This is a genomic window from Cryobacterium sp. 10I5 (assembly GCF_035019865.1).
GTDB classification, from domain to species: Bacteria; Actinomycetota; Actinomycetes; order Actinomycetales; family Microbacteriaceae; genus Cryobacterium; species Cryobacterium breve_A.
The window spans coordinates 1-15,440 of the sequence record NZ_JASJVI010000047.1 but is presented as its reverse complement, the minus strand read 5'-3'; the positions used below and the strand labels follow the sequence as shown (position 1 = coordinate 15,440).

At 64.8% G+C, this 15,440-nt stretch carries 14 protein-coding genes; 6 read left to right on the top strand and 8 right to left on the bottom strand.

Features of this window, described 5'->3' with window-relative positions; all coding sequences use genetic code 11:
• Nucleotides 1-106: 106 nt before the first annotated feature.
• Nucleotides 107-610: a DUF1772 domain-containing protein gene (locus tag QN350_RS12385; RefSeq protein ID WP_322138772.1), complete on the bottom strand. Its 504-nt coding sequence runs from the start codon at nucleotides 608-610 to the stop codon at nucleotides 107-109.
• A gap of 260 nt (nucleotides 611-870) precedes the next feature.
• On the opposite strand from QN350_RS12385, the gene nrdD reads away from it, so the two are divergent.
• On the top strand, nucleotides 871-3,108 hold the full coding sequence (nrdD, locus tag QN350_RS12380; RefSeq protein WP_322140373.1) for an anaerobic ribonucleoside-triphosphate reductase: 2,238 nt from the start codon (nucleotides 871-873) through the stop codon (nucleotides 3,106-3,108).
• Complete coding sequence (gene nrdG / locus QN350_RS12375; protein WP_322138771.1) at nucleotides 3,101-3,703, top strand: anaerobic ribonucleoside-triphosphate reductase activating protein; 603 nt, start codon at nucleotides 3,101-3,103, stop codon at nucleotides 3,701-3,703. The genes nrdD and nrdG overlap by 8 nt, the downstream gene beginning before the upstream one ends.
• A gap of 116 nt (nucleotides 3,704-3,819) precedes the next feature.
• Here the strand turns inward: nrdG and QN350_RS12370 are convergent, their stop codons facing one another.
• The 6 genes from QN350_RS12370 to QN350_RS12345 all read right to left on the bottom strand — a co-directional run bounded on the left by QN350_RS12370 (nucleotide 3,820) and on the right by QN350_RS12345 (nucleotide 9,108).
• Nucleotides 3,820-4,446, bottom strand: a complete 627-nt coding sequence (locus QN350_RS12370; protein ID WP_323516473.1) for a peroxiredoxin family protein — start codon at nucleotides 4,444-4,446, stop codon at nucleotides 3,820-3,822.
• 12 nt (nucleotides 4,447-4,458) lie between these two features.
• On the bottom strand, nucleotides 4,459-4,929 hold the full coding sequence (locus QN350_RS12365; protein WP_322138769.1) for a MarR family transcriptional regulator: 471 nt from the start codon (nucleotides 4,927-4,929) through the stop codon (nucleotides 4,459-4,461).
• A gap of 130 nt (nucleotides 4,930-5,059) precedes the next feature.
• A complete protein-coding gene (locus QN350_RS12360; RefSeq protein ID WP_323502623.1) occupies nucleotides 5,060-6,394 on the bottom strand; it encodes an MFS transporter in 1,335 nt (444 codons plus the stop codon).
• Nucleotides 6,395-6,466: 72 nt separating this feature from the next.
• Nucleotides 6,467-7,138: an RpiB/LacA/LacB family sugar-phosphate isomerase gene (locus tag QN350_RS12355; protein ID WP_322138767.1), complete on the bottom strand. Its 672-nt coding sequence runs from the start codon at nucleotides 7,136-7,138 to the stop codon at nucleotides 6,467-6,469.
• A 23-nt stretch (nucleotides 7,139-7,161) separates the two neighbouring features.
• A complete protein-coding gene (locus tag QN350_RS12350; protein WP_322138766.1) occupies nucleotides 7,162-7,974 on the bottom strand; it encodes a gluconate 5-dehydrogenase in 813 nt (270 codons plus the stop codon).
• Nucleotides 7,975-8,007: 33 nt separating this feature from the next.
• A complete protein-coding gene (locus tag QN350_RS12345; protein ID WP_323502624.1) occupies nucleotides 8,008-9,108 on the bottom strand; it encodes a glycoside hydrolase family 88/105 protein in 1,101 nt (366 codons plus the stop codon).
• Between the two features lie 165 nt (nucleotides 9,109-9,273).
• Between QN350_RS12345 and QN350_RS12340 the strand changes: the two genes are divergently transcribed.
• Complete coding sequence (locus tag QN350_RS12340; protein ID WP_323502625.1) at nucleotides 9,274-10,158, top strand: AraC family transcriptional regulator; 885 nt, start codon at nucleotides 9,274-9,276, stop codon at nucleotides 10,156-10,158.
• Here QN350_RS12340 and QN350_RS12335 read toward each other — a convergent pair.
• The gene (locus QN350_RS12335) at nucleotides 10,131-10,976 is read right to left on the bottom strand and encodes a sugar phosphate isomerase/epimerase (RefSeq protein ID WP_322138763.1); all 846 of its coding nucleotides are present in this window, start codon (nucleotides 10,974-10,976) and stop codon (nucleotides 10,131-10,133) included. The two genes, QN350_RS12340 and QN350_RS12335, sit on opposite strands and share 28 nt — an antisense overlap.
• Nucleotides 10,977-11,115: 139 nt before the next feature.
• Here QN350_RS12335 and QN350_RS12330 point away from each other — a divergent pair, with 139 nt between their 5' ends.
• The 3 genes from QN350_RS12330 (at nucleotide 11,116) to araA (ending at nucleotide 15,387) form a co-directional block, all read left to right on the top strand.
• Nucleotides 11,116-12,147, top strand: coding sequence for a LacI family DNA-binding transcriptional regulator (locus QN350_RS12330; RefSeq protein ID WP_322138762.1), 1,032 nt, complete (start codon nucleotides 11,116-11,118; stop codon nucleotides 12,145-12,147).
• Between the two features lie 82 nt (nucleotides 12,148-12,229).
• Nucleotides 12,230-13,870: a xylulokinase gene (locus QN350_RS12325; RefSeq protein WP_322138761.1), complete on the top strand. Its 1,641-nt coding sequence runs from the start codon at nucleotides 12,230-12,232 to the stop codon at nucleotides 13,868-13,870.
• Nucleotides 13,867-15,387: an L-arabinose isomerase gene (araA, locus tag QN350_RS12320; RefSeq protein ID WP_322138760.1), complete on the top strand. Its 1,521-nt coding sequence runs from the start codon at nucleotides 13,867-13,869 to the stop codon at nucleotides 15,385-15,387. The genes QN350_RS12325 and araA overlap by 4 nt, the downstream gene beginning before the upstream one ends.
• Nucleotides 15,388-15,440: the final 53 nt, after the last annotated feature.

Genomic DNA, 15,440 nt, shown 5'->3' with positions numbered 1-15,440 from the left:
AATTCTGGGCGACAGCGGGGGCGTCGCCGCGTGCGTGGTGCGGAGCTGCCCTCAGGCCTCCGCACCACGCAGCCGCCTCCTCGCTGTCCCGCCGCGCTGAGCCGTCTCAGGCCATTGCCTGGCCGAAGAGAATCAACGACCAGGCCAGAGCGACGAATGCAGCCGTCGCTGCCGCCGTCCGCACTCGGTTCCAGGTCGCCCATCTGGCCTCGTGGAACTGGCTCCGCACTACAGCCAGGTCCTGGCTCCGTTCCGGCACCCGTGCCGCCTTGATCCCGTTGTTGAGGGGCACGTGGACCGCGACCGTGATGACGACATCAGCAAGGGTGAGCACTAGGGCGGCGGCGATCCACGGCGCGCCCGGACGCCCCAGATTCGTCAGCACGGCGGCCCCTGTCATCACGAGAGATCCGAAGAATGCGCCCAGCATGAACCAGGGATTGATGATCGCCCGATCCACCGCCTGGAAAGCCACCACGAAGGTGCGGTCGTCGACGGTCTTCAGCCCGGGCATGATCGTGTGGGCGTAGAGCGCGAAGACGCCCGCCGTGAGCCCGGTCGTGATCGTCGCCCCGAGAAGCACGACCCCGGCGAGGATGTCGGCAATCACGTGTGGCTACGATCGTGAGGTGTCGTCATGGCGCACAGTCAAGCACCAGCAGTGCGGTCCATCCAGATTTCGATCCAGAATCCTGACTCATTCCGTCTCTATTCGTCCGGCGCGGCGCGAAAAATGCTCCTGTGGTCTGACCACAACAGGTAGTATCGATCTCACGCCCCAACCACTAGATATGGTCTTTCGCCCGACTTACTGTCCCGCTCGATTGTCGTGGGGAGTATTAGTCAAGGAGACGACAGCGCGTGTTGAAGATGGATACCCCCGGCACCGGGACGCCTACGGCCGGCAGCAGTCTCAGCACACTTATGGTGGCAAAACGCGATGGTCGCCGGCTCGCCTTCGATGACGCCCGGATCTATGCGGCGCTGGCCAAGAGCTTCACGGAAGTGAACGGCGAACTGACCCCGCTCACGCACCGGATCATCCGCGACCTGGTCGCCCGCATCGACCGCGAGATAGCCTCGCGCTTCGCCGTCGACATCAAGATCTACGAAGTCCAGAACATCGTGGAACACGCCCTGCTCGACAGCAAGGAATACGACGCCGCAGAGGCGTACATCAATTACCGGATCCAGCGTGACTTCGCGCGCAGCAAGTCCACCGACATCAACCACTCGATCATCAAGCTGATCAGCAAAGATGAAACGGTCGTCAACGAGAACGCCAACAAGGACAGCGACGTCTTCAACACCCAGCGCGACCTGACCGCCGGCGCGGTAGGCAAGGCGATCGGCCTGAAGATGCTTCCGCCGCACGTTGCCAACGCCCACCAGAAGGGCGACCTGCACTACCACGACCTCGACTACCACCCCTATGCGCCGATGACGAACTGCTGCCTCATCGACTTCAGGACCATGCTCAGCACCGGCTTCCGGATCGGCAACGCCGACGTCGACCCGCCCCGCTCGATCCAGACGGCCACCGCGCAGATCTCCCAGATCATCGCGAACGTGTCGTCGAGCCAGTACGGCGGATGCTCGGGCAACCGGATCGACGAGGTGCTCGCCCCCTATGCCGAGAAGAACCTGCAGAAGCACCTCGCCGACGCCCGGACATGGATCGCCGACGAGTCCCAGCACCAGCAGTTCGCGGAGGAGAAGACCCTCAAGGACATCTACGACGCGATGCAGAGCCTCGAATACGAGATCAACACCCTGTTCACCTCGAACGGGCAGACTCCGTTCACCTCGCTCGGCTTCGGCCTCGGCACCAGCTGGTTCGAACGCGAGATCCAGAAGGCGATCCTGCAGATCCGCATCGAGGGTCTGGGCCGCGAGAAGCGCACCGCGATCTTCCCGAAGCTGATCTTCACGGTGAAGCGCGGCCTCAACCTCGACCCGAGCGACCCGAACTACGACATCAAGCAGCTCGCGCTCGAATGTTCCACCAAGCGGATGTACCCAGACATCCTGAACTACGACAAGATCGTGGAGCTCACCGGCAGTTTCAAGGTGCCGATGGGCTGCAGGTCCTTCCTGCAGGGCTGGAGGGACGAAGACGGCAACGACGTGTCAGAGGGCCGGATGAATCTCGGAGTCGTGACGCTCAACCTGCCGCGGATCGCCCTCGAGGCCGCCGGCGACAAGGACAAGTTCTGGAGCATCCTCGCCGAGCGTGTGAGCATTGCCCGCGATGCCCTGCTCTTCCGGATCGAGCGGTGCAAGGAAGCGACCCCGGAGAACGCACCGATCCTCTATGTGTACGGCGCCTTCGGCCAGCACCTGGAGGCCGGCCAGTCCGTCGACACTCTATTCAAGAACAAGCGCGCCACGGTGTCGCTCGGCTACATCGGCCTCTACGAGGTGGCAGCGGCGTTCTACGGCGGAGCCTGGGAATCCGACCCCGAGGCGAAGGACTTCACGGTCGACATCCTGCGCACGCTCCACGACCGCACCCAGGAGTGGAGCAACGAGTACGGCTACCAGTTCAGCGTGTACTCGACCCCGAGCGAGAGCCTGACCGACCGGTTCTGCCGGCTCGACACCGCGAAGTTCGGCTTGGTCGAGAACATCACCGACAAGGACTACTACACCAACAGCTTCCACTACGACGTGCGCAAGAGCCCGACCCCGTTCGAAAAGCTCGACTTCGAGAAGGACTACCCGCAGTTCGCGTCGGGCGGGTTCATCCACTACTGCGAATACCCGATCCTGCAGCAGAACCCCAAGGCGCTCGAGGCGGTCTGGGACTACTCCTACGACCGGATCGGCTACCTCGGCACCAACACCCCGATCGACCGTTGTTACGCCTGCGGCTTCTCGGGCGACTTCGATGCGACAGAGCGCGGCTTCGAGTGCCCCGAGTGCGGCAACGCCGACCCGATGACCTGCGACGTCGTCAAGCGCACCTGCGGCTACCTCGGCAACCCGCAGGCCCGTCCGATGGTGCACGGCCGGCACATGGAAATCACCTCCCGGGTCAAGCACATGGAGGGCGCCACCGGCATCAGTGGGGCGGATGCCCCGGCACCGGTCTCCGAGGATGCGTAACCCCCGGCCCGGCGAGTGGCTGTCTGAGAAGCTGAGCCAGCGATACGTCGGGGACTACAAGCCCTTCGTCTTCGTTGACGGCGAGGGCGTGCGGTGCAGCCTGTACCTGTCCGGGTGCCTGTTCGCGTGCGAGGGCTGTTTCAACGAGGCCACCTGGAGCTTCCGCTACGGTCAGGAATACAGCCGGGAACTCGAAGACCAGATCCTGGCCGACCTCGGCCAGGAGTACGTCCAGGGCCTGACCCTGCTCGGCGGTGAGCCGTTCCTCAACACCGGGGTGTGCCTCGGTCTGATCGACCGGGTCCGCCGGGAGTTCGGCTCGTCGAAAGACGTGTGGTCCTGGACCGGATACACCTTCGAGGAGCTGCTGCTCGAGAGCCCGGACAAGCTCGCCATGCTCCGCGGAATCGATGTTCTGGTCGACGGCCGGTTCGAACTCGCGAAACGTGACCTGAAACTGCAGTTCCGGGGCAGCAGTAACCAGCGGATCATCGATGTCCCCGCGTCCCTGGCCGCCGGCAAAGTGGTCCTGTGGGCCGGACTCAGGGATGCGACGAGCACCTTCGAACAGATCGAGAAACGCCAGCTGATCTGAGAACCGGTCGTCACTCACCCGACTGGCTGGTGGCCTTGGCCTCTGTGAATCAGTCCGCGGAGAGATGAAAAAGGGGCCGTGACCACGTGGCCACGGCCCCCTTCAGACAAGAAGTGCTAGGCGGCCGTGCTCGCCGTCAGCGTTTCGATCGCCGCAGCCAGGTCGGCCTTGTTGTAGCTGGCTCCGGGATTGGTTGAAATGTGGGAGTAGCGGACCGTGCCCTCCTGGTCCAGCAGGACGCCGCCGGACTGCTGGATGGCGCCGAAGACCTTGCGGAGCAATCCCGCTTCGGCGTGTGCCGTTCCGTCCTTGCCAATCACTACCGGGAACGGCACACCGCGCTTCGCCTTCCACGCGGTCGCCGCGGCCTCGTCTTCCGGCACGGCGACGATGACCTGAACTCCCGCCGCCGCCAGCTCATCCTGCTGCGCGGCGAGGGTGCGAACCGCTGCGTTGCACTGAGCGCACGACAGCGCGCGCATGAAGTAGACGAAGACGTTCGAGGTTTCGCGGTAGTCGGCGAGGTTCAGGTCTCCCCCGCCGATCTCCCGAAGCTGCAAGTTCAGGGTGGAGCCGATTTCGAGTGGCATGTGATTCCTCCGGTTGGGCCGTGCGCGGATGCTGGTGACGGAACGGTGAGTGACGGGATGGTGGGTCACGGAAAGGTGAGTGACGGATGGTGGGTCGTGGGACAACGGGTGACGGATGGTGGTGGCGCGGCCGGAGTCGGCCAGACCGGTCACCGACGAGCGCACCTAGTGCGTGAGCGCACTTCGCGACGACGAGCGCAGGGTCTCGGTGAGGTCCGACATGCCTGAGGTGATGCCGTGCAGGCTCTCCAGCAGGTTGCTTAGTTCGTTGACCGTGGTGATCCCGTAGGCAGGATCCAGGCAGCGCACGGTTGAGGTGACCCGGTCATGCAGCTGCCGGCCCCCGGGGGTCAGCGCCACGATCACCGTACGCTCGTCACCCTTCCGGCGTTCGCGGGTCAGGATCTGGCGCGCCTCGAGCCGTTGCAGAAGCGGGGACAGGGTGCCCGAGTCGAGGAACATGGCACTCGCGAGCGCGCTCACCGAAGACTCGCCCTCGGACGCCAGCACGACGAGCACCAGGAACTGGGGGTAGGTGATGTCCTCCTCGGCCAGCACGGCACGGTACGCCTGGGTCACGGCGCGGGAGGCCGCGTACAGGGCGAAGCACGGCATCTCACTCAGAGGACTCGTCACGTCCCAACCTTGGCACACAAACCTTTTGCGCACAACTAATACTCGAACCAGCCCGCCACTGGACCAACGCACAACAAAGCCCCCTGCATCCCGGTGATGGACCGGGACGCAGGGGGCTTGGTCGTGCCTGTTACTCGGCCAGGCTCTCGCCGGCTCCGTTGCGGAGGAGCAGGGTGGCGCCCGCGGCGATCACGGTGACCACCAGGGTGGTGATGCCGATCACGATCGGGATGTTGCTCGTTCCGGGAGGGGCCATCAGGGTGAAGATCGCCGGTGCGAACGCTGCGAGCATCAGGCCGACGTTCTGTGAGACGGCGAAGCCGGTGACGCGCAGCCGGGTGGGGAACTGCTCCTGGTAGGCCGTGGCGAACGTGGCGTTCCACATCTGGAAGAAGATCGACATGGCGAGCACGCCGAGGATCAGCACGAGGGCGAAGTTCTTCTCCTGCACCGCGAAGAGGAACGGGATCGACGTGAGGCCACCGCCGAGGGCGCCGGTGATCATGAGCGCCTTCCTGCCGAAGACGTCGGACAGCTTCCCGAACAGCGGGATCGTCAGGGCAGAGACCGTGTTGATGATGAGGATGATCCAGAGGAACTCACTCGTCGTGAAGCCGACTCCGTAACTCTCCTGCTTGCCGAAAGTGACACCGAAGACCAGGGTCGCCGTGCCGATCACGTTGGCCAGCGTGCTGATGACGCAGATGAGCAGCATGCGCGGGTAGCGACGGAACAGTTTGATCGCCGGGGTCTTGAACTCCTTGATCTGGGCCTGCTTCAGGTAGGCGGGCGGCTCTTCGATGTTGCGGCGGATCAGGTAGCCGGCGAGGATGACGACAGCGCTGAGCAGGAACGGAATCCGCCAGCCCCAGCTCTGGAAGGCCTCGGCGGGAAGCGCGGATGCCAGCGGAAGCATGAAGGCGAGGGCGAGGATGCTGCCGATCTGGGATCCCTGCAGGCTGAAGCTCGCGAAGAAGCCCCGCTTGGAATCGGGCGAGTGCTCGACGATGAGGGCGTTGGAGGCGCCCAGCTCTCCGGCAACCGCGAAGCCCTGGACGAGCCGGAGCACCACCAGCAGGATCGGCGCGAGGATGCCGACCTGGGAGTAGGTCGGCAGGACGCCGACGAGGAGCGTGGCCAGACCCATCATCATCATGGCGATAACGAGGACGTGCTTCCGGCCGTGGCGGTCGGCCAGGTTCCCGAGGACGACGGCGCCGATGGGCCGTGCGACATAGCCGACACCGTACGTCGCCAGCGACGCGACGATGGCGACGGCCGGGCTCGCGGTGGGGAAGAACACCGTCGGGAAGACGAGTGCTGCCGCCTGGGAATACAGTGTGAAGTCGTAGTACTCCAGTGCGCTTCCGATCCACCCACTGAAGGCGGCGCGCTTGAGATTGCGGGATGAAACCTGTTTGTCGTTCGACGGCGTCCTCTGTGACGTTGTCGTGTTTTCGCTCATGACGAAACCCTTGATCTTCCTTGATAAGTGGTTCTAGTGTGATCGTTCGTGGTGCAGAGTGCAGTTCGCCGGTCAGGCGAGTGACGCGAGGATGTAGTCCCGTACCTCCCCCGGTTCGGCGTTTGCGGTGAAATACTCCGTGAAGTTCTCCGTGGCGATGGTTTCCTTCAGGAAGTCCTGATCGATGTCGTTGAGGACCTGGATGAGGGGCTTGTACACGACCGCCTTCATCTCGGTGAGGATGCGGGCATTGCGCTGCTCCGGGACCACCCGCTCCTTGGGGTACCCGCCACCCATCGGTTCCGCGAACAGGCGTTCGAAGATGAGCGTGAGGTTGAGCTCTGCTCCCCAGCCGAAGCCCTTCGCATAGGGAACGGAGAGGGCGTTTCCGCCGTTGATCTGGGAGAAGAGGTAGGCATCCGTCGGTTCGATGGCGAGGCCGCAGACCACGCCGGGGAAGCTGTTGCAGGCCAGCATGGCGCCCACCCCGGTGCCGCACCCGGTGACGACGAAGTCGACGGCCCCGGTGCCCAGCAGGATCGAGGCGAGGAGACCGTTCTGCACGTAGGTCAGCTGGCTCTCGCCCTCCGCGCCGGTCATCCCGTAGTTAAAGGACTCGTAGCCTTTCTCGTCGGCCACATCCTTGAGCGCCTTGTAGATGACGGCGTTCTTGGTGGCCTGGGAGTTCTCGTTTATCAAAGCAATCTTCATCGGTTCTTCGACCTTTTCGTTGATGGTGTTCACGTGATGGTGCGGGCGGTGCCGCGTTACTGAGGGGTCTTGCCGATGTAGGCGAGGATGCCGCCGTCGACGTAGAGGACCAGGCCATTGACGAAATTGCTCGCGTCGGAGGCCAGGAACACGGCGGGGCCGCAGAGGTCGCTGGGTGTTCCCCAGCGAGCGGCGGGGGTCCGCGCGATGATGAATTGGTCGAACGGGTGCCGGGAGCCGTCTTCCTGGAGTTCACGGAGCGGGGCCGTCTGCGGCGTCGCGATGTAGCCGGGGCCGATGGCGTTGCACTGGATGTTGGCTTCGGCGAATTCGGAGCAGATGTTGCGGGTGAGCATCTTCAGGCCGCCCTTGGCTGCGGCGTAGGCCGACACGGTTTCGCGGCCGAGCTCGGACATCATCGAGCACATGTTGATGATCTTTCCGTGGCCGTTCTTGATCATTCCCGGCAGCACGGCCTTGGCGACGATGAACGGCCCGTTGAGGTCGACGTCGATCACCTGGCGGAAGTCGGCGACACTCATCTCGAGCATCGGGACGCGCTTGATGATGCCGGCGTTGTTGACGAGGATGTCGATGGTGCCGACCTCGTCCTCGATCTGCTTGACCATCGCGACGATCGCGTCCTCGTCGGTGACGTCGGCCACGTATCCGTGGGCCTCGATCCCGGCCTCCTTGTATGCGGCGAGTCCCCGGTCGACCGCGGCCTGGTCGCGATCGTTGAAGGCGATCCGGGCGCCGACGGCGGCGTAGGCCGAGGCGATGGCGAGCCCGATGCCGTAGCTGGCTCCGGTGATGAGGGCGACTTTGCCGTTCAGGGAGAAGCTCTCCATGGCAAACTTTTCGGTCATTTTCTTACTCTTTTCGTGGAAGGCATGGTCGTCTCAGCAGAAGGAGACGAGATACTCGGCGAAGCACAGCACCGTGAGCGACTGGCCGTACGGCATGGCGGTCTGATCGATGTTTTTGTAGAAGTCCAGGTCGTCACCCATCCCGGTTCCGACCGAGACGTTCTGAACTTCGCCCTCGTCGTTGATCCGGTCGTACAGTGCGGCAACAGCCTTCTCTGCCACGGCCGCGTAGCTCTTGTCGATGTAGCGCTCGTGCACGGCTTTGAGCAGCCCGTAGGCGATGCCGGCCGTCGCGGAGGACTCCAGGTAAGAGGTCGGGTCGTCGAGCAGCGTGTGCCACATGCCGGACTCGTCCTGCAGTTCCGCGAGGGCGGAGACCTGGCTGTTCAGGATTTCGAGCAACCACTCCCGGATCGGGTCTCCGGGCCCCAGTCCCAAGGTGCCGATGAGTTCCGGGATGGCGATGGTGATCCAGCAGTTGCCACGGGCCCAGAGTGCGTCCGCGTAGTTGTCGCGGCGCTCGAACGACCAGCCGTGGAACCAGAGGCCCGTCTTCTTGTCCATGAGGTACTGGGCGTGGATGAGGAACTGGTACTTGGCTTCCTCGATGTATTCCGGCCGGTCCAGCAGACGACCGATCTTCGCGAGGGGCAGCACCGTCATCATCAAGGTGTCGTCCCAGAGCTGCTCGGAGTTCGGTCCGGCATAGGTCATGTGCTGCATGCCCCCGCCGTGGGTGCGGGGCATGTCGTGCATCGCCCATTGCGCCCACTGGTTGAGGTACGGGATGTACCTGCTGTCCTTGGTGTCCTCGTACAGGCAGGCCATGGCGAGCAGCGGCGCCATCGTGTTGACGTTCTTCGGCGGGGCGCCCGCGGCGAGCGCGGTGTCGAACCACTCGCGGACGACATCCGCGGCGAGGGGATTCCCGGTGATCCGGTAATTCTTGTAGATCCCGTAGAGACCGACGCCCTGGGGCCAATTCCAGACATTCCAGCTCTTGTCGTCGACGACGACATCACTGAAATGGAGTAAAAACTTACCTGACTCGTCCCTGATTGTGGTCAGGTTGGAGATCATGGCATCGATCTTTTGAACGATCTGCTCTCTGCTGACGGCAGTGTCTAGATGCATGGTTTCTCTTCACAATCTTCTTTGATTCCTTGTAATTGAAACGTTACAACCCGCGAATCCGTCGATACAGGCCCCTTGGTGTCGACAGTTGCTCAGAAACTGTCGTTTCTTGCAGCGGAGGCTGCGTGCCAGACTGTCGCCTGAGAAACCGGAGAGGAGACGTCGATGGAGCCTCGCCGAGCAGTGATCGTGAACTCGATGATCTCCGGGCATTTCGAGATCTACCACGTCGACAATGCCGTCCGTGAGCACGCGAACCTGCACTATCACGACTTCCACGAGATCAATTGCGTGCTGAGCGGCACGGGTGTCTTCCGCCTGGGCGGCACCGAATACTCCACGGAACCGGGAACCGTGACCTTTGTGCGCCGGAACGACCTGCACAACATCGTCAGGCAGTCCAGCGAGTACTACGAACGCGCGTACATCCACATTCGTGAGGAGTTCCTCACCAGTCGATCCTCGGAAAGCACCAACCTCAACCTCCTGTTCGCCAAGGACGGCACCCCGACGAGCCAGGTCATCCGAGTGGATGCCGACTGGTTGCGCGACCAGATCTCCCGCCTGGCCGATCCGGATCAGCCGGGCTTCGGCGCGGACCTCGTCCGGGAGAACCGGCTGATCGAATTCCTGATCGAACTCAACAAGGCCGTCTTCGACTCCGAGAACGCCGTCGTTCCCCACGACCTGCCCGTGTCAGCCCTGATCTCGGCGGTCATGGGTTACGTCGCCGACAACCTGGACGAGGACCTGTCGCTTGATGCCGTCGCCGGCAGGTTCTTCATCAGCAAGTACTACCTGTCGCGGCAGTTCAAGACGAACACTGGACTCAATTTCCACCAGTACACGCTGAAGAAGCGGCTACTGCACAGCAAGGATCTCCTGAGCACTCACGGGAACGCCCTGGACGTCTATCGGATCGCCGGGTTCTCGTCGTACACGCATTTCCTGCGCTGTTTCAAGGATGAGTTCGGCATGACGACCAAGGAGTTCATCCGCCGGAGTCGCAACCCCGAAGGCGTTCACTTCGAGAATCCCGATTCCCCGTAGCGGTTCACCGTCCGGGCGATTGCGTCGTTGACGGTTTCCTCCATGATGACGGCGAGATAGGGAGCGTGCGCACTGATCGTGGCGAGAATCTGGGCGACCGGAAGCACCCCCTCGTCGATATCGCAGCGGATGACTCGGCCATCCGACAGACGGTAGTCGTCGAGGTGCGCCGCGACGATGCGTTCCCCGAACCGCTCGAACGCGTCGCTCGTCAACTCCGCGAGATCGACGGGTTCGTGCGGGTCCAGCAACGCCGTGGCGTCGAACACGATGCCGAGGAAGGGCGAGTCAATGTCGTCGAGGAGCTGCTCGACCCGATCGAGGTTGTAGATCGGGTGGTTGATGCCCGGCTCGATGGCGACGATGGTGCCTACGCGTTCGCCGAATTCGGCGAGCCGTCGAATCACCACGGCGGCCTCCCGGTACGCCTCGTCCGTGAAGTTCGCCCGGGTGTACGCGAAGCCCTCCGCTTGGACACTCCCGGTCTCGGTCGCGACCATGGGGGCCCCGAAATGCCGGGCGTTGCGCAGGTACGACTCGAACTTCCGAAGGATCGACTCCCTGCGCGCGGCATCCGGATGGATGATGTTGTCGTAACAACCCAGCACGGCGATGTCCACGCCGTGGGCGGCCAGCGTGCGGCGGAAGTACGCGCCCATTCCCGGGTTGAGGGCGTCCGCGCCGCTCAGCTCAGGGAACGACCGGCCGAGGGCGAGTTGTACGTTGTGCACCCCGTAGTCCGCGAGGCCACGGGCCAGCTCCTCGGGCGTTGACGCCCACGTCACATCGTGCCCGCGAGCGCCGAAATTGATCGTCATATCCCAGCCTTTCACCGTGGTGGCCGACTCGCCGAACTGTACTCCTGTCCCCGCGCGAGCCCTGACCCGGTCAGCCGGGCGTATGCCGGCTGGGAGTCCCGTGACAGACGCGACCCCCGCGCACGGCGATAATCAGACCATGGACGAAGACCGAGGCAACGAGGAGGCCAGACCTCGTGCCGCCAGCGTGTTCGATGTGGCCAGGGTCGCGGGAGTGTCCCACCAGACGGTCTCCCGTGTCCTGAACGATCACCCCAGCCTGCGCGCGGCCACGCGCCAGAAGGTGCTCGATGCCATGCGGGAGTTGAACTACCGACCGAACGCCGCCGCCCGCGCGTTGTCCTCGAGCCGATCGCGCCTGATCGGAATACTGTCGACCTCGAGCGGAGAGTACGGTCCTGCGACCATCGTCGCCGCCATCGGGGCTGCAGCACGCAGTCGCGGCTACAGCGTGACGATCGCGAACGCGGACGGACTCGACCGGAGATCCGTGGACGACGCACTCAGCCATCTGGCCGACCTCTCGGCGGAGGGGCTGATCGTGGTGGCACCGCAGACCCAGGTGCTTGTCGCGCTCGAAGGCCTGACGATCCCGGTGCCGTATGTGACGCTGCAGACGGCAGCGGGGAGCGAGCCGCAGGGCGGGATGCTGGACCAGGTCCGGGGGGCCCGGCTGGCGACCTCACATCTTGCGGATCTCGGCCATCAGCGGGTCGGCCACATCGCCGGCCCGCCGGAATGGCTCGACGCGCAACAGCGCCTGACCGGCTTCCAGGAAGAGCTTCGGTCGCGACAGCTGGATCCGCGATTCGTGGAGACCGGCGACTGGAGCGCCGCCTCAGGTTATCGTGCCGCCCGTGCGCTGCTCGGACAAGGCGTGACGGCCATCTTCTCCGGCAACGACCAGATGGCCCTCGGCGCCCTGAGCGCCGCGGCTTCCCTGGGCATGACCGTTCCGGGGGACCTCAGCATCGTCGGCTTCGATGACGTTCCCGAGGCCGCGTACTACCAACCCGCCCTGACGACCGTTCGGCAGGACCTGGCCGAAGCCGGGCGGCGCGCCGTGGCGCTTCTCCTCGGCGAAGCGGACCTGCACCCGGCCGTCGACCCTGAGCTCATCGAGCGGGCGTCCACCGGCGCCCCGCCGGAGCGGCCACGACCCGCACACTGACAGTCGACAGACGGGATGACGATGTCGTAGACTGCATACACCGCGCATGTGATCGATCACATGAGTAAGTCAAAGGAGTCTTGTGTCGACATCGAGTACCGTTTCCCCCGGCGATTCCGCACGAGACGACCTCCGCGCGGGGCGCCTCTCCCTCGGGATCGAACTGGGGTCGACCCGGATCAAGGCGTGCCTGATCGGTGACGACCCGTCGCAGGTGATCGCGGTCGGCAGTCACGAGTGGGACAACGAGTTCGTCGGACAGGTGTGGACCTATTCCCTCGAGAACGTGTGGTCGGGCCTGCAGGCTGCCTACGCCGATCTCATCGACAATGCCGAATCTCGCTATGGCGTGCGCCCCGACACCTTCGCGGCGATCGGCGTCTCCGCCATGATGCACGGGTACCTCGCCTTCGATGCGGCCGGCGACCTCCTCGCGCCCTTCAGGACCTGGCGGAACACGACAACCGGCCCGGCCGCCGCGGAACTCACCGACCTGTTCGGCGTGAACATCCCGCTGCGCTGGTCCATCGCGCATCTCCGTCAGGCGGTCCTCGACAAGGAACCTCACGTCCCCGAGATCGCCTCTCTCACCACCCTCGCCGGTTATGTCCACTGGCAGCTCACGGGTCGGAAAGTTCTGGGAGTCGGTGACGCCTCGGGCATGTTCCCGATCGACGCGGCCACCAAGACATACGACGCCGAGTTGCTGGCGCGATACGACAGCCTCCCCGCGGCCGGCACCCCCGGATCCCGCCTCGTCGACCTGCTTCCGGAGGTGCTCGTCGCGGGTCAGCCCGCTGGGAACCTGACCGACCAGGGCGCCCGGCTTCTCGACCCGACGGGCACGCTCAAGCCCGGTGCGGCACTGTGCCCACCCGAGGGCGATGCCGGAACGGGAATGGTCGCGACCCGGTCCGTCGCCCCCCGCTCGGGCAATGTCAGTGCCGGCACGAGCATCTTCGCCATGGTCGTGCTCGAACGGCCGCTCGAGACTGTGCACCACGAGCTCGACGTCGTCACGACTCCGGCCGGGGACCCCGTCGCGATGGTGCACTGCAACAACGGTGCCAGCGAACTCGCGACCTGGGTCGGCCTCTTCTCCCGGTTCGCCACAGTCGCCGGCCAGCCGCTCGCCAGTGACGCCGTCTTCGACGCGCTGTTCCGCGAAGCGCTCGAGGGCGAGGCGGATGCCGGTGGGCTGCTGGCCTACAACCACCTCGCGGGCGAGCCGATCGCCGGCCTCACCGAGGGGAGGCCCCTCGTCGTGCGCACTCCGGACAGCCGGCTGACGCTCGCGAACTTCATGCGCGCCCAGCTCTACGGTGTCTTCGGCACGCTCAGCCTCGGAATGCGCGTCCTGGCCGACGAGGGCGTCGTGATCGACGAGATGTTCGCCCACGGCGGCATGTTCCGCACCGCCGGGGTCGCCCAGCGATTCCTCGCCGGGGCGCTCGGCACCCCCGTGACCGTGACCGAAACGGCGTCGGAAGGCGGCGCCTGGGGCATCGCAGTGCTGGCGTCCTACCTACGTGCCGCCGACCACGGCCAAAGCCTCGACGACTACCTCGACGAACGGGTCTTCGCGACCACCGCGTTCGACACCACCCAGCCCGATCCGACAGACGTCGCCGGATTCACGACCTACCTTGCGCGCTATTCCGACGGCCTCGCCGTCGAACGCATCGCCATTGAAGCACTCTCACTGAAGGAAAGCACCCTATGAGCAACCGCATCACTCCCGACCTTCGCTCCTACGAGGTCTGGTTCCTCACCGGCAGCCAGAACCTGTACGGCGAGGAGACCCTCCGACAGGTGGCGGAGCAGTCGCGCGCCATTTCGGACACGCTCGCGGCAGCATCCGACATTCCGGTCACGATCGTGTGGAAGCCGGTGCTGAAGGATTCGGAATCGATCAAGCGCGCTATCCTCGAGGCGAATGCCGCCGACAACGTGATCGGGCTGATCGCCTGGATGCACACGTTCTCCCCCGCGAAGATGTGGATCTCCGGGCTCGACGCCCTCCAGAAGCCCCTGCTGCACTTCCACACCCAGGCGAACGTCGAACTGCCCTGGGCGGACATCGACATGGACTTCATGAACCTCAACCAGGCCGCGCACGGCGACCGTGAGTTCGGCTACATCCAGACCCGCCTGGGCGTCGCCAGGAAGACCGTCGTCGGCCACGCCTCGAGCCCCGCCGTCACCGCGCAGATCGGTACCTGGACTCGTGCCGCCGCCGGCTGGGCCGCGACCAAGAGCCTCAAGCTCGCCCGGTTCGGCGACAACATGCGCTACGTCGCCGTCACCGAGGGTGACAAAACCGAGGCCGAGCTGCGGTTCGGCGTGCAGGTCAACACGTGGGGCGTCAACGACCTCGCGGAGGCCGTCGCCGCGGCAACGAAGGACCAGATCGACGCCCTCGTCGCCGAGTACGAAGAACTCTATGACGTCGCTCCGGAGCTGCGGGCCGGCGCCGAGCGTCACGAGTCGCTGCGCTACGGCGCCGCGATCGAGATCGGCCTCCGGTCATTCCTCGAAGCCGGCGGATTCGGTGCGTTCACCACGAGCTTCGAAGACCTCGGAGCCCTCCGCCAGCTCCCCGGCCTCGCCGTGCAGCGCCTGATGGCCGACGGCTACGGCTTCGGTGCCGAAGGCGACTGGAAGACGGCCATCCTCGTGCACGCCGCCAACGTCATGGGCTCCGGGCTCCCCGGCGGCGCCTCCCTGATGGAGGACTACACCTACGACCTGACCCCCGGAGCGGAAGTCATCCTGGGTGCCCACATGCTCGAGGTCAACCCCGCCCTGACGACCGCGAAGCCGACGCTCGAGATCCACCCGCTCGGTATCGGCGGCCGCGAAGACCCCGTGCGCCTCGTGTTCACGGCCGATCCTGGACCCGCCGTCGTGGTCGCGATGAGCGACATGCGCGACCGGTTCCGTCTCGTCGCCAACGTCATCGAAGTTGTCGAGCCCACAGAGCCCCTGCCGAAGCTGCCGGTCGGCCGCGCCGTCTGGAAGCCCGCACCGTCCTTCGCGGTCTCGGCGGCCGCCTGGCTCACCGCTGGTGCGGCGCACCACACCGTGATGTCGACCGCGCTCGGCCTCGAGGCCTTCACCGACTTCGCCGATATCGCGAAGACGGAGCTTCTCGTCATCGACGAGACGACCGAGCTGCGGAGCTTTGAACAGGCGATCCGCTGGAACGCGGCGTACTACCGCCTGGCCCAGGGCCTCTGAAGGCACGACATCTGAACCTACGGCGCGGGTGGCCCCGCCAAAAGGGGAACCCC

Excerpts from the sequence above, each read along its gene's own strand:
- nrdG (WP_322138771.1), top strand. The coding sequence starts at position 3,101 with ATGCGTAACCCCCGGCCCGGCGAGTGGCTGTCTGAGAAGCTGAGCCAG.
- QN350_RS12340 (WP_323502625.1), top strand. The coding sequence starts at position 9,274 with ATGGAGCCTCGCCGAGCAGTGATCGTGAACTCGATGATCTCCGGGCAT.
- QN350_RS12335 (WP_322138763.1), bottom strand. The coding sequence starts at position 10,976 with ATGACGATCAATTTCGGCGCTCGCGGGCACGATGTGACGTGGGCGTCA.
- QN350_RS12330 (WP_322138762.1), top strand. The coding sequence starts at position 11,116 with ATGGACGAAGACCGAGGCAACGAGGAGGCCAGACCTCGTGCCGCCAGC.
- QN350_RS12345 (WP_323502624.1), bottom strand. The coding sequence starts at position 9,108 with ATGCATCTAGACACTGCCGTCAGCAGAGAGCAGATCGTTCAAAAGATC.
- araA (WP_322138760.1), top strand. The coding sequence starts at position 13,867 with ATGAGCAACCGCATCACTCCCGACCTTCGCTCCTACGAGGTCTGGTTC.
- QN350_RS12350 (WP_322138766.1), bottom strand. The coding sequence starts at position 7,974 with ATGACCGAAAAGTTTGCCATGGAGAGCTTCTCCCTGAACGGCAAAGTC.
- QN350_RS12360 (WP_323502623.1), bottom strand. The coding sequence starts at position 6,394 with ATGAGCGAAAACACGACAACGTCACAGAGGACGCCGTCGAACGACAAA.
- nrdD (WP_322140373.1), top strand. The coding sequence starts at position 871 with ATGGATACCCCCGGCACCGGGACGCCTACGGCCGGCAGCAGTCTCAGC.